Below are 13,230 nucleotides of genomic sequence, written 5' to 3'. Positions count from 1 at the left end.
GGGTGAGGGGCTAGGCCGGGGCGAGTGCGGCCGTGGCGGCCCGGCGGCGGGTGGTGCGGCGGTACTTGAAGACCTGGACGGCGCCGAAGCCCCACAGGAGGTACTGCACCGCGAAGGCCCACTTGAACGCGCCCAGCGACGGGTGGGCCTCGCCCGGGGCGGTCTGCAGGTCGAGCAGGACCCCGATGGCGACCATGAGCAGGATCGACGCGACGAACCCGCCGACGTTGACGATGCCGGTGGCGCCGCCGAGGCGGGCGGCGGGGTTGAACGAGCGGGCGTAGTCGAAGCCGATCATCGAGCCGGGGCCGTTCACGGTGAGCACCAGCACCAGCACGACGAGCAGCCACAGCGGCGCCCGCCCGGGCCACAGCAGCACCGCGCCCCACGCGACGGCCGAACTGCCCACGATCGCCAGGACGAGGGTCGAGCGGTGGTACGGCAGGCGCCCGCAGAACTGCCCGACCACCGGCCCGAGGACGATGCCGCCGACGGTGAGCAGCGACAGCAGCAGCGCCGCCGTCTGCGGGGCCAGGCCCTCGCCCTGGGTCAGGAACGGGTACCCCCACAGCAGCGCGAACACGCTCGCGGAGAACTGGGCGACGAAGTGCGTCCACAGGCCCAGCCGGGTGCCGGGCTCGGCCCACGAGTCGCGCAGCCCCAGCTCGGCGGGCGGCACCGTGGACACCCCCTTCGGGGCGTCCCGCAGCGCCGTGACGACCAGCGCGACCGCCGCGGCGCCGAGGCCGGCGGCGCCGAGGAACGTCGCCGTCCAGCCCGCCTGGTGCAGCAGGAACACCAGCGGGGCGGCGCTGGACAGCGCGCCGAGCTGGCCGATCATGCCGGTCAGCTGGACCAGCAGCGGGTTCTGCGTGGGCGGGAACCACAGGGCGACGACCCGCAGGACGCTGATGAACGTCATCGCGTCGCCGACGCCGATGAGCACCCGGGCGGCGACCGCGGGGCCGAGGTCCTCGGCGTAGGCGAACAGCACCTGGCCGGCCACCATGAGCAGGCCGCCGGCGGCGAGCAGCCGCCGCGAGCCGTACCGGTCGAGCAGCACACCGACCGGGATCTGCATGCCGGCGTAGACGGCGAGCTGGGCCACGGACAGCATGGCCAGCAGGGCCGTGCCGACCCCGAGGCGCTCGGCGGCCGCGACCCCGGCGACGCTGAGCGAGGAGCGGTGGAAGACGGCGACGACGTAGGCGGCGAGCCCGACGGCCCAGATCAGGTAGCGGCGCATGGCGATCCCGACGCTATCGGCTGGGCTCCCGGAAGTGTGCCGACTGTGACCGGCCTCAAGTGTGGCCTTGCGGACAGGCCATACGCTGTCGGCGACCGTTTGCCGCTGTGAGGATCCCAGTCATGCGCGATCTGACCGTCACTCCCATCCGGTGGGAGCACTCGGGCGACGGTGAGTTTCCCTACCACGCCGAGGTCGACGGGCGCAGCCTGACGGTGCGGGTCAACGACTTCCCGGCCGAGCCGCTCTACACGCTGCTCGTCGACGGCGCCGAGCTGGTCGACCTCGACGACTGGCCGCCGGTGTGGCGGCGCCCGCCGGTACCGTCGCATCTGCTGGACCTCGTGGCGCGTCCGGTGACGACCGACCTGCTGTGGACGTGGGCACGGCGGATCTGCGGGGTGACGACCGAGCACGCCGCCGAGGTGGCGGCGCTGCTGGGGCTGCCGGCGCCGACGCAGGACGACTTCGGCCGGCTGTTCGTGCAGCCGAGCCCGCCCGGCACCGCGTGGCTGCAGCTGTGCATGAACGAGCGGGCCGGCCTGTCCACGGTGGAGATCCGCTTCGCCGAGCCGGCGCTGACCCGGGCCGAGCTCGACGCGTGCTTCGGGCCGAGCCAGGAGCTGCCGCGGGTGCACTGGGACTCGCCGTACCTCATCGCGCACGCGGTCCGCACGCTCGAGGCGCCGCTGTCGTGCACGCTCTTCGCGTCGTTCACCGGGCAGCCGGGGCCGGCCGAGCGGGCGTTCCAGGTCACCCTGCGGCGCGACCACCACTGAGCGCGGCTTTGAGCGGGGCCGTCTTGGCGGCGGCCTCGGCCACCTCGGCCACCGGGTCGCTGTCCCAGACGATCCCGCCGCCGGCCCAGAGGTGGGCCCGGCCGCCGGCGATGGCGACGGTACGGATGGAGAGCCCCAGATCCACGGTCAGGTGCCCGGTCCGGTCGTGACCGATCCAGCCGAACGCCCCCATGCTCGGCCCGCGGCCGACGGGTTCGAGGCGGGTGGCGACGTCGACGGCGGCGCGCTTCGGCGCGCCGGTGACCGAGCCGCCGGGCCAGACGGCGGCGAGGAGCTCGGCCAGGCCGACGCCGTCCGCCAGCTCGGCGCTGACGGTGGACTCGGCCTGCCAGAGGCCGGACCAGCGGCGGATGGCGAACAGCTCGTCGACCCGGACCGACCCGGTGCGGGCGACCCGGGAGAGGTCGTTGCGCTCCAGGTCGACGATCATGACGTGCTCGGCCCGCTCCTTGGCCGAGGCGAGCAGCTCGGCGCGCCCCTCGGGGGTGGCCGGGCGGGTGCCCTTGATGGGCCGGGTGACCGCCCGGCCGCCGGCGACCTCGATCAGCGTCTCGGGTGACGCGGAGGCCACCCACCAGCCCTCGCCGTGCAGCACACCGCCGTACCGGGCCCCCGGCAGGCCCGCGACCCTGCGCAGGGCCTCGCGCGGGTCCCCGCCGAACGGTGCGCTCGTGTGCCCGACGAGGTTGACGACGTAGACGTCGCCGCGGCCGATCGCCTCCCGGACCTCCTGGACCGCGGCGGCGTGCTCCCCGGGCGTCCAACTCGGCGTCCACGGCCCCCGCACGGCACCCGGGCGGCGTGCAACTTCCATCCCGACACTGTGACGGTGCTCATAGACGACGGCCACCATTGCGGGCACCCCGGGGGCCGGCGATGCGGTCACGGAGGGTGGCGACAGGAGTACGGCCGCCCCACACACCGATCGGTCGGTCACGCAGAGCGAACCCGAAACGTCCGAAATCTGAACGCCGTGTGACGCCAGGAAGTCGCAGAGCAATCGAAGAGGGTCGCCACCGTCCCGGGAATGCCACTCGAGCCGGGAGCGCTCCCATAGATGTGCACGACACGCGGCTGGTAGCCCGGGCGGGTGAAGATCCACCGACCCGGGCCGGTACCCGACGACCGGACCTAATGTGCTCATACGAAGGGTGGATTATCCCCAAGTTGTGCCGTGACGTGTTCGGAATCGTGTCGTTGGCCGTAGTAGCGTGCATCACTGGTCATGTGAAGAACCACACAGGCCTCAACTGAACCTCTCAATCGGAGACCCCCGATGCTCTGCCAGCACCAACCAGCCTGTCCCACCGCCGACGACACCGACCGCGAAGCCGCACGCGTCACGGCCGCGCACCCCGAACAGGGGTGGAGCCTGCTGTGCAACGGCGTGATCTTCTTCGAGGACACGGGCGAGCTCCTGCCCGACTGCAGCGTGATCGAGCCGCACCGCGGCCCGGCCCCGCACATCCTGGTCGAGGCGGCCTGACCGCTACACACCGTAGCGATCAGGCCAGCACGCTTCGTAACCCCTACTCCTCGAAGGCGGATGCCGGAGGGCACGCGCAGACGAGGTTCCGGTCGCCGTAGCTGTCGTCGATGCGGCGCACCGGCGACCAGTACTTCGCCGCGGCATCGACGCCCGCGGGGTACGCGGCGACCGACCGCGGGTACGCGTGCTCCCACACGTCGGCCGTCACGACCGTCGCCGTGTGCGGCGCGTTGGCCAGCGGGTTGTCGTCCCCCGGCCACTCCCCCGCCGCCACCTTGTCGATCTCCCGCCGGATCGCGATCATCGCGTCGCAGAAGCGGTCGAGCTCCGCGAGGTCCTCGCTCTCCGTCGGCTCCACCATCAGCGTCCCGGCCACCGGGAACGACATCGTCGGCGCGTGGAAGCCGTAGTCGATGAGCCGCTTGGCCACGTCGGCGACCGACACGCCGGTCGCCCGGGTGATCCCCCGCAGGTCGAGGATGCACTCGTGCGCGACGAGGCTCGCGCTGCCGGTGTAGAGCACCGGGTAGTGCTCGCGCAGCCGGGCCGCCACGTAGTTCGCCGCCAGCACCGCGGTCGCGGTGGCCTTGGTCAGGCCGTCGGGGCCCATCAGCCGCAGGTACGCCCACGGGATCGGCAGGATGCCGGCCGAGCCCCACGGCGCCGCCGACACCGGCCCGACCGGCGCGTCGTCGCTCAGGAACGGGTGCGACGGCAGGAACCTCGCGAGGTGGGCCCGGACCGCGACCGGCCCGACGCCCGGCCCGCCCCCGCCGTGCGGGATGCAGAACGTCTTGTGCAGGTTGAGGTGCGACACGTCGGCGCCGAACTTCCCCGGCTTGGCGAAGCCGAGCAGCGCGTTGAGGTTGGCGCCGTCGACGTAGACCTGACCGCCGGCCTCGTGCACCTTCGCGCACAGCGCCGAGATGCCCTCCTCGTAGACGCCGTGGGTCGACGGGTAGGTGACCATGATGGCCGCGAGCCGGTCGGCGTGCTGCTCGATCTTGCGGTCGAGGTCGGCGAGGTCGACGTTGCCCAGCTCGTCGCAGGCGACGACGGCGACCCGCATGCCCGCCATCACCGCGCTCGCGGCGTTCGTGCCGTGGGCGCTGGACGGGATCAGGCACATGTCCCGCTGCGCCTCGCCGCGCTCGTGGTGGTACGCCCGGATCGCCAGGAGACCGGCGAGCTCGCCCTGCGAACCGGCGTTGGGCTGCAGGCTGACCGCGTCGTAGCCGGTCACCTCGGCCAGCCAGCGCTCCAGGTCGGAGATGAGGCGGCGGTACCCCTGGGTCTGCGCGGCCGGCGCGAAGGGGTGCACGTCCGCGAACTCCGGCCAGGTGATCGGCTCCATCTCGGCCGTCGCGTTGAGCTTCATCGTGCAGGAGCCGAGCGGGATCATGCCGCGGTCGAGCGCGTAGTCCTTGTCGGAGAGCTTCCGCAGGTACCGCAGCATCGCCGTCTCCGACCGGTGGCTGCTGAACACCGGGTGGGTCAGGTAGTCCGACGCGCGGCGCAGCCCGGCCGGAACGGCTTCGGCGACGTCCTCGTCGACGTGCGTCGGGGCCCCGAACGCCGCGAGGACGTCGCGGAGGTGGCTGAACGTGGTCGTCTCGTCGCAGGCGATCGCGACCCGGTCGGCGTCCACGCGGCGCAGGTTGACCCCGCGGGCGGCGGCCGCCTCGACGATCTGGTCGGCCCGCTGCGCAACGACCGCGGTCACGGTGTCGAAGAAGGCGCCGTGCTCGACGGTGATCCCGCCGGCGCGCAGCGCGGCCGCGAGCCGCGTGGCCATGCCGTGGGTGCGGGCCGCGATCTCGCGGAGGCCCTCGGGCCCGTGGTACACCGCGTACATGCTCGCGACCACGGCGAGCAGGACCTGCGCGGTGCAGATGTTGCTGGTCGCCTTCTCGCGGCGGATGTGCTGCTCGCGGGTCTGCAGGGCGAGCCGGTACGCGGGGGCGCCGCCGGCGTCCTTCGACACGCCGACGAGGCGGCCGGGCAGGGTCCGCTCCAGGCCCTTGCGCACGGCGATGTAGCCGGCGTGCGGCCCGCCGAAGCCCATCGGCACGCCGAAGCGCTGGGCGCTGCCCACGGCGACGTCGGCGCCGATGGCGGCCGGCTCGCGCAGCAGGCACAGCGCGAGCAGGTCGGCGGCGACGGTGACGATCGCTCCCTGCGCGTGGGCCTGCGCGGTGATGTCGGCGTGGTCGCGGACCGCGCCCGACGCTCCCGGATACTGCAGGTGGAGTCCGAAATATGCCTCGGGGAGGCGTTCGGCGGTGAGGTCGACGACCCGGACCTCGATGCCCAGCGGCTCGGCGCGGGTCCTCAGCACGGCGAGGGTCTGCGGCAGAACGTCGCTGTCGACGACATACACGTCGGCCTTGACCTTCGACGAGCGGCGGGCCAGCGTCATCGCCTCGGCGGCCGCGGTGGCCTCGTCGAGCAGCGACGAGCCGGCGACGTCGAGCCCGGTGAGGTCGGCGACGACGGTCTGGAAGTTCAGCAGCGCCTCGAGGCGGCCCTGGCTGATCTCCGGCTGGTACGGGGTGTAGGCCGTGTACCAGGACGGGTCCTCCAGCACGTTGCGGAGGATCACGGGCGGCGTGTGGGTGCCGTGGTACCCCAGGCCGATCATCGACACCAGGGTCCGGTTCTGGGCGGCGAGGGCGCGCAGCTCGCCGAGCACCTCGGCCTCGGAGGCGGCGGGGGGCAGCTCGAGCCCCTGGTGCCAGCGGATCGAACCGGGGATCGCGGCGCCCATCAGGTCGTCCACGGACTCGTACCCGACGGTCTTGAGCATCCGCTCCTGCTCGTCGGGCGAGGGTCCGATGTGCCGGCTGGCGAAAGTCGTCATAGCCACACTCTTCTGGGTCTCTTCGGGGCAGGGACAATGGCCCTCCCCCTCTGTCGCAGGCACTGCAGACTCCAGAGGTGCCAACCCGTCGCGGTCCTTCTGCCTGAGAGGTTCCGGGGAGGATTTGCCCCTTCGGCGCCGCCGTCTGCTGGTGCTGGGACAGCGATCTCTCCCGCGCGGGTATTGCCGGCACCCCTAGGCTACCAACCGTGCATGATCTGACCATCGTGGCGTCGCACACGATCTATTCCGCCATCGTCGGATCCCGCGCGTACGGCCTGGCGGGTGAGTCGTCCGACACCGACCGCCGCGGCGTGTTCCAGGCCCCGACCCGCTCCTTCTGGCCCCTGCAGAAGCCCCCGACGCACGTGGAGGGCCCGCTGCCGGAGCAGTTCAGCTGGGAGCTGGAGCGCGCCTGCACCCTGGCGCTGGCGGCGAACCCGACGGTCCTGGAGTGCCTGTGGTCCCCGCTGGTGGAGCGGGTGACGCCGGTGGGCCGCGACCTGCTGGCGATCCGCGGCGCGTTCCTGTCGCGCCGCACGGCGCGCACGTACGGCGACTATGCGCGCGACCAGCTGGCCAAGCTGACGTCGACCCGCGCGAAGACCGGCCAGGTGCGCTGGAAGCAGGCGATGCACATGGCCCGCCTCCTGCGGGCGGGCGCCCACGTCCTGACCGAGGGCGAGATCCTGGTGGACGTCACACCGTGGCGCGACGAGCTCCTGTCGATCCGCCGCGGCGACCTGTCCTGGGACCGGTTCGCGGCCCTGGCGTCGACCCTGGAGGCCGACCTGGAGTCCGCCGCCGCCTCGACCCCCCTCCCGGACGACCCCGACCGCACCACCGCGGAGTCGTTCCTGGTGGCGGCCCGCTCGCACTCAGCCACCGGCACGGCGCCCCCACCGGCCACCCAGCCGGCACACGCCACGACGGCGCCCGCCACCGCGGCGGTTTCCTCCCCTGCGAAGCTCTCTCCGGCGGCGGTGGAGGCGGGCGTGCCGGGGTGGGCCGGCGAGGTGGTCGACGAGCTGGCGTACCCGGTGGTGTTCGCGACGGTGAGCGGCGCCCACCTGTACGGCTTCGCGTCGGTGGACTCGGACCTGGACCTGCGCGCCTGCCACCTGCTCCCGCTCGCCGAGGTCGTCGGCCTGCACACCGGCCCGGAGACCGTCCAGGTCGGCGGCGAGCGCGAGGGCATGGAGCTCGACGTGGTCGCCCAGGAGCTCGCGAAGTTCGTCCGCCTGCTGCTCAAGCCCAACGGCTACGTGCTGGAGCAGCTGCTGTCACCCCTGGTCGTGCGCACCTCGGAGCTGCACGACGAGCTGGCCGCCCTGTCGCGCCACTGCGTGACCTCCCGCCACGCCCACCACTACCTGGGCTTCGCGGCCGGCCAGTGGAGGCTCTTCCAGCAGACCGGCGAGCTGAAACCGGCCCTGTACACCCTGCGCGTCCTGCACACCGGCATCCACCTCATGCACACCGGCGAGCTCCAGGCCGACCTCCGCCCGCTGGCCACCCTCCCGTACGTCGCCGACATGATCGAGGCCAAGAAGGCCGGCGAGCACCGCCTCCTCCCCGCCGACCTGGTCAGCCGCGACCGTCTGACCGACGACGTGGAGTCCCTGACGGCGGCGCTGGAGTCGGCCCGCGACGCCTCGCCCCTCCCCGCGACCCCGTCGGCCGGCGAGGCCCTGGAGGCCCTCCTGATCCGAACCCGCCTGGGCCATGCCTGACCCCGCCACCCCGCCCACCCCGCACGAGCCCGCCCGGGGCCCAGACAAGCCCGCCCGGGGCCCAGACAAGCCCGCCCGAGGCCCAGGCGAGCCCGCCCGCGGCCGAGACGAGCCCGCCCGGGGCCCAGGCGAGCCCACGCGAAGCCCGGACAGGCCCACGCCCGGCCCGGGCGAGGCCACACCCGCCCCCGGCCGCGCCACATCCGGCCGCGCGCAGGCGATCACGGCCTTCCATAACGAGCTCTTCGGTGGCGGCGACCCAGGGGAAGGGCCGTCCGCGCCGGACCGCGGCACATCCGACGGCAGTGGCACATCCGAGGGGGTCGCGGGCGGGACCGCCGTCGGCCCGTACGGCGGGCCCGCCTCCCATGGCGGGGTCGACCCGGCCTGGCGGCTGGCCGGCTGGGGCAGTGCCGCGCTGCAGCGGATCCGCTTCGACGCCTTGCTGCGCGCCACCGCCTTCGCCGGCGGCACCGTCCTCGACTGGGGGTGCGGCCCCGGCGACCTCTACTTCCACCTCACCAAACTGGACCTCCCGTTCACCTACGTGGGGACAGACATCGACCCGCGCATGGTCGAGCTGGCGGCGAGCCGCGGTGTGCCGGACGTCCGCCTGGTCGACCTCGACTTCCGGCCGGAGCGCACCTACGACTACGTGTTCGCCAGTGGGATCTTCCAGTTCCAGGACCCGGACGACCCCCTCTACTTCCTCCCCATTCTGGAGGCCATGTACGACAATTCCGCGCGGGCGGCCGCCGCCACGTTCCTCAGCGCGTACCGTCCGGAGGCCGAGAAGGCCCCTGACGAGCTGTACGTGGACGGGGCCACGATCGCGCGGATCGCGGCGGCGATCACCGATCGGTGGGTGGTCGACCACTCCTACCACCCCGCCGCGGGCGACCTCACCGTCGGCCTGCTGGCCTCCCGGGGTACCGCTGCCGCTGTCAAAGCCTCCGGCAACGACCCGAGTCCGCCTCGACCATGAGCAGCGACGCGTCGACCGCCTCGAAGTCGGAGCCCTTCAGCGTCTTGAGCGCGTCCAGCTGCGAGTTGTTCCACTTCGCGTCCTGGGTGCCGGTGAAGTACCACGGGGAGCCGTTGTCGGCGAGGATCGCGCCGTAGGTCTTCAGGGCCTGGGCGACCGCCCGCGCCTGGGGCGGGAACCGCGAGATGTCGACCGAGGCCTTGAGCCGGAAGCGCGCGCCCATCGGCGGCAGCGCGGCGTCGGTGGAGGAGCTCGCGGCGTGGCGGGCGGGCCAGATGTACCCCTTGCGGGTCTTCGGCGCCGTGAAGCGGATCGCGTGGTCGACCTTCCCCGCCGCGGCCTCGTCGGCGCGGGCCAGCCCGGCGAGCACGGACAGGCCGGCCGCGTCCGCCGACGTCCAGCCGGCCTTGCGAAGCTTGTTGCCGCGCAGGTCGTACACCGCGCCCGAGCCGGCCTTCCACGACCCGTCGCCGTTGGGACGGGCGGCGTACAGCTCGTAGGCCTTGCAGGCGGCCGCGTCGTAGAGGATCACGTGCCGGTCCCCGTCGGACGAGGCGCCGCCCTCGATCCGGGCGTCGCGCGGGATCGGGTACGGGCCCGGGTCGCTCTCGCCGGCGTACTCGAACGACACCTTCACCTTCGCCTGACCGGCCGGGACCGGTGTGACGGGGATGCCGTACGCGGTGCCGAAGTCCGGGTGGCCCTTCGCCGTGGCGCCGATGCTGGTCACCCAGGCGGCGGAGTCCCGGTGGACCGGCAGCTTCGAGACGTCGGCGTGCCACACGTTGTCGGCCGGGAAGATCGTGCACGGCCCGCCCGAGGCGGGAGCGCCGGACGACGAGGACGCCCCGGCCGACGGTTGCGGTGAGCTCGCCGGTACCGAAGGTGACGACGCGCCCAGGGCCTGCAACTTGGCTGGCGGCCCACCGCAGCCCGCCAGTACGATGACCGCCACAAGAGCCACCGAGAACCTCATGCCGCCGCACGCTACCGGCCCGCAGCGCTGCGCCTCCACGAGGCCACCCGGCCGTGCTGCTAGCATTCCCCCGGTTACAGGCGAGCCGGGGGGAAGTGAGCGTGGACGACCGGCAGGGGCTCGGGCCCGTCCTCACCGTCCCCAATCTGATCAGCTTTCTGCGGCTGCTCGGCGTGCCGCTGTTCCTGTACCTGTTCCTCGCGACCGACGCCACCGGCTGGGCGATCACCGTGCTGGTGGTCGGCGGCCTGAGCGACTGGGTGGACGGGTTCGCCGCGCGGCGCCTCAAGCAGGTCAGCCGCCTCGGCGAGCTGCTCGACCCGCTCGCCGACCGGCTGTACATCCTGGCCACCCTCTTCGCGCTGACGTTCAAGGACGTCGTGCCCTGGTGGTTCACGATCGCGCTCATCGCGCGCGAGGCCGTGATGGTCCTGTGCCTCGTCGTGCTGCGGATCCTGGGCCACGGTCCGCCGCCGGTGCACTACGTCGGCAAGACGGCCACCGCCATCCTGCTCATGGGCTTCCCGATGATGCTGCTGGCGAAGTACAGCGAATCGGCCCACTCCTGGGCGTACCCGAGCGGCTGGGCCCTGCTGTGGTGGGGCATCGTGCTGTACTGGGTGGCCGCCGTCTTCTACTTCATCCAGGCCGGCCTTCACGTGCGCGCCGGCCGGGCGGAAGCCGCGTCGTGACGGCGCCCCGCCGCGACGAGCCCACCGAGCGCCGCGACGAACGCGACGAACCCGCCGAGCGCCGCGACGAGCCGGCCGCCCGCCGCCGCGACGACCTGCTGGCCGACCTCTTCCGCAGCCCGCTCGACCCCGGCTACGCCGCCGCGGCCGCCTCGGGCAAGCCGCCGCCCCGCTGGGGACGGTGGGGCCGGGCGGTGGTGCTCGCGGCGACCGGGTTCCTGCTCGCCGTCGCCTACCACCAGGCCGTCGCCGAGGCGCCGAGCGCCAGCCGGGCCCGCGACGACCTGGTCGCCGACGTGCACGCCCGGCAGCGCACCACCGAGGACCTCCAGCGGCGGGCCGACGAGCTGCGCGCCCAGGTCGACCAGGCCCGCGACGACGCCCTCGCCGATGACGACAGCGCGGCCCGGCTCAAGCAGCTCGCCGCCGGCACGGGCACCGGCCGGGTCACCGGCGACGGCGCGGTGGTGCGGGTCGTCGACGCGCCGCCCGAGGTCGACCCGGTGACCGGCGAGGCCAAGGAGGAGAACCTCGGCATCGTGCTCGACCGGGACCTGCAGGACATCACCAACGGGCTGTGGCAGAGCGGCGCCGAGGCGATCGCCGTCAACGGCCAGCGGCTCACCGCCACCAGCACGATCCGCGCCGCCGGCGGCGTGATCCTCGTCGACTTCAAGCCGGTGACCAGCCCGTACGACGTGAGCGCGATCGGGCCGGGCGACCTGGCCCAGCGCTTCGACGGCTCGCCGACGGCCAAGCGGTTCAAGCGGTACGTCGACTCCTACCGCATGCAGTTCAGCGTGAAGAAGCGCACGAACCTGACGCTCGCCGCGGCGCCCGAGCCGCCGCTGCGGTACGCGCGCCCACCATCCCCGTCCCCGTCCTCGTCCGGAGGTCCCCGATGATCGCGGTCATCGCCCTGGCGATCGGCGTGGCGGCCGGCATCTTCCTGGAGCCGACCGTCCCGCTGGGGCTGCAGCCGTACCTGCCGATCGCCGTCGTCGCCGCCCTCGACGCCGTGTTCGGCGGGGTGCGGGCCAAGCTCGACGGCATCTTCGACGACAAGCAGTTCGTCATCTCGTTCGTGTCCAACGTGCTGGTCGCGGGCCTGATCGTGTACCTCGGCGACCAGCTCGGCGTCGGCGGGCAGCTGTCGACGGGCGTCGTCGTCGTGCTCGGTGTGCGCATCTTCGGCAACGTGGCCGCCATCCGCCGGCATCTCTTCAGGGCCTGACAAGCCGGTGAAGAGCCTCTACGAACAGCGCCGCCCCCTGGCGGCCAACACGATCATCGCCCTGCTGCTGGCGCTGCTCGGGTTCGCACTCGTGGTGCAGTTCAAGGCGCGCAACTCCGACGCCGAGCTGGCCGCCGCCCGGCCCGAGGACCTGGTGCGGATCCTGTCCGACCTCGACTCCCAGCAGGACCGGCTGCGTCAGGACATCGCCGCGCTGGAGGAGACCCGCCGCCAGCTCGACTCCGGCGCGCAGGGCCGCGACGCGGCGCTCGCCGAGGCCCGCCGGCGCGCCGACGAGCTGGGCATCCTCGCCGGTACGCTGCCCGCCGAGGGCCCCGGGCTGGAGATCACGCTCAACGCCGGCTCCGAGCCGATCCAGGCCGCGACGATGCTCGACGCGGTCGAGGAGCTGCGCGGCGCCGGCGCCGAGGCGATGCAGATCGGCGGCGCGAACGGCGCGGCGGTACGGATCGTGGCCTCGACGTACTTCGTCGACGGCGGCGACGGCCGGCTGGTGGTCGCCGGGTCGACCCTCAGCCCGCCGTATATGATCATGGTGATCGGCGGACCGGACACCATGCGGACGGCGTTGAACATCCCGGGAGGGGTCGTGGACAGCGTCCGGCAGCACGGCGGTACGGTTTCTCTGCGCGAAGTGGATCCGGTACGAGTGACCGCGTTGCACACAGCCGGTGAGTTGAGATACGCCAAGCCAGCCTGAGCAGAAGGACCGACGTGATTCCTGAGGATCTGCGTTACACGGCCGAGCACGAGTGGCTCGCACCCGCCGAAGCGGGCGCCTTCAAGGTCGGCATCACCCACTTCGCCCAGGACTCCCTGGGTGACATCGTCTTCGTGCAGCTGCCCGAGGTCGGTGCCACGGTCGGCGCCGGCGACTCCCTCGGCGAGGTCGAGTCGACCAAGAGCGTGTCGGAGATCTACGCGCCGGTCTCCGGCGAGGTGGTCGCGGTCAACACGGCCCTTGCGGACACTCCGGAGCTGATCAACTCCGATCCGTACGGGGAGGGCTGGCTGGTCCAGCTCAAGGTCGCCGACGCCGCCGTGGTCGACGCCCTGCTGGACGCGGCGGCCTACCGGGAGCTCACCGAGGCCTCCTGACCGCAATTTCGACAGGTGGCTGACCGCGCGTCCGGTTGACCCGTTATTTCGGGCGTGACTAGGCTCGCTCAGTCAACCGTATGTGTTCTTGACGTT

General features: G+C 72.9%; 13 protein-coding genes, 1 pseudogene and 1 riboswitch. Of the genes and pseudogenes, 10 read left to right on the top strand and 4 right to left on the bottom strand.

What is annotated here, in order from left to right; genetic code table 11:
• Positions 1-10: 10 nt before the first annotated feature.
• A complete protein-coding gene (locus tag ABZS66_RS31985) occupies positions 11-1,246 on the bottom strand; it encodes an MFS transporter (RefSeq protein ID WP_354764190.1) in 1,236 nt (411 codons plus the stop codon).
• A gap of 122 nt (positions 1,247-1,368) precedes the next feature.
• Between ABZS66_RS31985 and ABZS66_RS31980 the strand changes: the two genes are divergently transcribed.
• Positions 1,369-2,025 carry a hypothetical protein gene (locus ABZS66_RS31980; protein WP_354764188.1) on the top strand — a complete coding sequence of 219 codons (657 nt, stop codon included), beginning with the start codon at positions 1,369-1,371 and terminating at the stop codon, positions 2,023-2,025.
• On the opposite strand, the gene ABZS66_RS31975 is transcribed toward ABZS66_RS31980, so the two are convergent.
• Positions 2,000-3,190 carry a chorismate-binding protein gene (locus tag ABZS66_RS31975; RefSeq protein ID WP_354764186.1) on the bottom strand — a complete coding sequence of 397 codons (1,191 nt, stop codon included), beginning with the start codon at positions 3,188-3,190 and terminating at the stop codon, positions 2,000-2,002. The two genes, ABZS66_RS31980 and ABZS66_RS31975, sit on opposite strands and share 26 nt — an antisense overlap.
• Before the next feature lie 132 nt (positions 3,191-3,322).
• Between ABZS66_RS31975 and ABZS66_RS31970 the strand changes: the two genes are divergently transcribed.
• Complete coding sequence (locus tag ABZS66_RS31970) at positions 3,323-3,532, top strand: DUF5999 family protein (RefSeq protein ID WP_354764184.1); 210 nt, start codon at positions 3,323-3,325, stop codon at positions 3,530-3,532.
• A 43-nt stretch (positions 3,533-3,575) separates the two neighbouring features.
• Here ABZS66_RS31970 and gcvP read toward each other — a convergent pair whose 3' ends face one another.
• A complete protein-coding gene (gene gcvP, locus ABZS66_RS31965) occupies positions 3,576-6,401 on the bottom strand; it encodes an aminomethyl-transferring glycine dehydrogenase (RefSeq protein WP_354764182.1) in 2,826 nt (941 codons plus the stop codon).
• A 75-nt stretch (positions 6,402-6,476) separates the two neighbouring features.
• Positions 6,477-6,580: riboswitch (glycine riboswitch) on the bottom strand.
• A 33-nt stretch (positions 6,581-6,613) separates the two neighbouring features.
• Between gcvP and ABZS66_RS31960 the strand changes: the two are divergent.
• The 3 genes and pseudogenes from ABZS66_RS31960 to ABZS66_RS31950 form a co-directional block, all read left to right on the top strand.
• Positions 6,614-7,258, top strand: a pseudogene (locus tag ABZS66_RS31960) (nucleotidyltransferase domain-containing protein); the annotation flags it as partial.
• A gap of 120 nt (positions 7,259-7,378) precedes the next feature.
• A complete protein-coding gene (locus tag ABZS66_RS31955; protein ID WP_354764223.1) occupies positions 7,379-8,128 on the top strand; it encodes a nucleotidyltransferase domain-containing protein in 750 nt (249 codons plus the stop codon).
• A gap of 442 nt (positions 8,129-8,570) precedes the next feature.
• Complete coding sequence (locus tag ABZS66_RS31950; protein ID WP_354764180.1) at positions 8,571-9,113, top strand: class I SAM-dependent methyltransferase; 543 nt, start codon at positions 8,571-8,573, stop codon at positions 9,111-9,113.
• Here the strand turns inward: ABZS66_RS31950 and ABZS66_RS31945 are convergent.
• Positions 9,073-10,089: a hypothetical protein gene (locus ABZS66_RS31945; protein WP_354764178.1), complete on the bottom strand. Its 1,017-nt coding sequence runs from the start codon at positions 10,087-10,089 to the stop codon at positions 9,073-9,075. The genes ABZS66_RS31950 and ABZS66_RS31945 overlap by 41 nt on opposite strands.
• Before the next feature lie 101 nt (positions 10,090-10,190).
• Here ABZS66_RS31945 and ABZS66_RS31940 point away from each other — a divergent pair, with 101 nt between their 5' ends.
• From ABZS66_RS31940 to gcvH, 5 genes are read left to right on the top strand one after another with little or no spacing between them, the layout of a single operon-like run.
• Positions 10,191-10,781 carry a CDP-alcohol phosphatidyltransferase family protein gene (locus ABZS66_RS31940; protein WP_354764176.1) on the top strand — a complete coding sequence of 197 codons (591 nt, stop codon included), beginning with the start codon at positions 10,191-10,193 and terminating at the stop codon, positions 10,779-10,781.
• Positions 10,778-11,686 (top strand): DUF881 domain-containing protein, encoded by a 909-nt coding sequence (locus tag ABZS66_RS31935; protein ID WP_354764174.1) that lies wholly within the window; start codon positions 10,778-10,780, stop codon positions 11,684-11,686. The genes ABZS66_RS31940 and ABZS66_RS31935 overlap by 4 nt, the downstream gene beginning before the upstream one ends.
• On the top strand, positions 11,683-12,015 hold the full coding sequence (locus ABZS66_RS31930; protein WP_238017780.1) for a small basic family protein: 333 nt from the start codon (positions 11,683-11,685) through the stop codon (positions 12,013-12,015). The genes ABZS66_RS31935 and ABZS66_RS31930 overlap by 4 nt, the downstream gene beginning before the upstream one ends.
• A gap of 7 nt (positions 12,016-12,022) precedes the next feature.
• Complete coding sequence (locus ABZS66_RS31925; RefSeq protein WP_354764172.1) at positions 12,023-12,736, top strand: DUF881 domain-containing protein; 714 nt, start codon at positions 12,023-12,025, stop codon at positions 12,734-12,736.
• A 14-nt stretch (positions 12,737-12,750) separates the two neighbouring features.
• Positions 12,751-13,134, top strand: a complete 384-nt coding sequence (gcvH, locus tag ABZS66_RS31920) for a glycine cleavage system protein GcvH (protein WP_354764170.1) — start codon at positions 12,751-12,753, stop codon at positions 13,132-13,134.
• The last annotated feature ends 96 nt before the right edge of the window (positions 13,135-13,230 follow it).

This window comes from Dactylosporangium sp. NPDC005572, from assembly GCF_040605515.1.
GTDB lineage: Bacteria > Actinomycetota > Actinomycetes > Mycobacteriales > Micromonosporaceae > Dactylosporangium.
This window is presented reverse-complemented; position numbering and strand designations above follow the sequence as displayed.

Excerpts from the sequence above, each read along its gene's own strand:
- ABZS66_RS31980 (WP_354764188.1), top strand. The coding sequence starts at position 1,369 with ATGCGCGATCTGACCGTCACTCCCATCCGGTGGGAGCACTCGGGCGAC.
- ABZS66_RS31975 (WP_354764186.1), bottom strand. The coding sequence starts at position 3,190 with ATGAGCACATTAGGTCCGGTCGTCGGGTACCGGCCCGGGTCGGTGGAT.
- ABZS66_RS31985 (WP_354764190.1), bottom strand. The coding sequence starts at position 1,246 with ATGCGCCGCTACCTGATCTGGGCCGTCGGGCTCGCCGCCTACGTCGTC.
- ABZS66_RS31945 (WP_354764178.1), bottom strand. The coding sequence starts at position 10,089 with ATGAGGTTCTCGGTGGCTCTTGTGGCGGTCATCGTACTGGCGGGCTGC.
- ABZS66_RS31970 (WP_354764184.1), top strand. The coding sequence starts at position 3,323 with ATGCTCTGCCAGCACCAACCAGCCTGTCCCACCGCCGACGACACCGAC.
- ABZS66_RS31930 (WP_238017780.1), top strand. The coding sequence starts at position 11,683 with ATGATCGCGGTCATCGCCCTGGCGATCGGCGTGGCGGCCGGCATCTTC.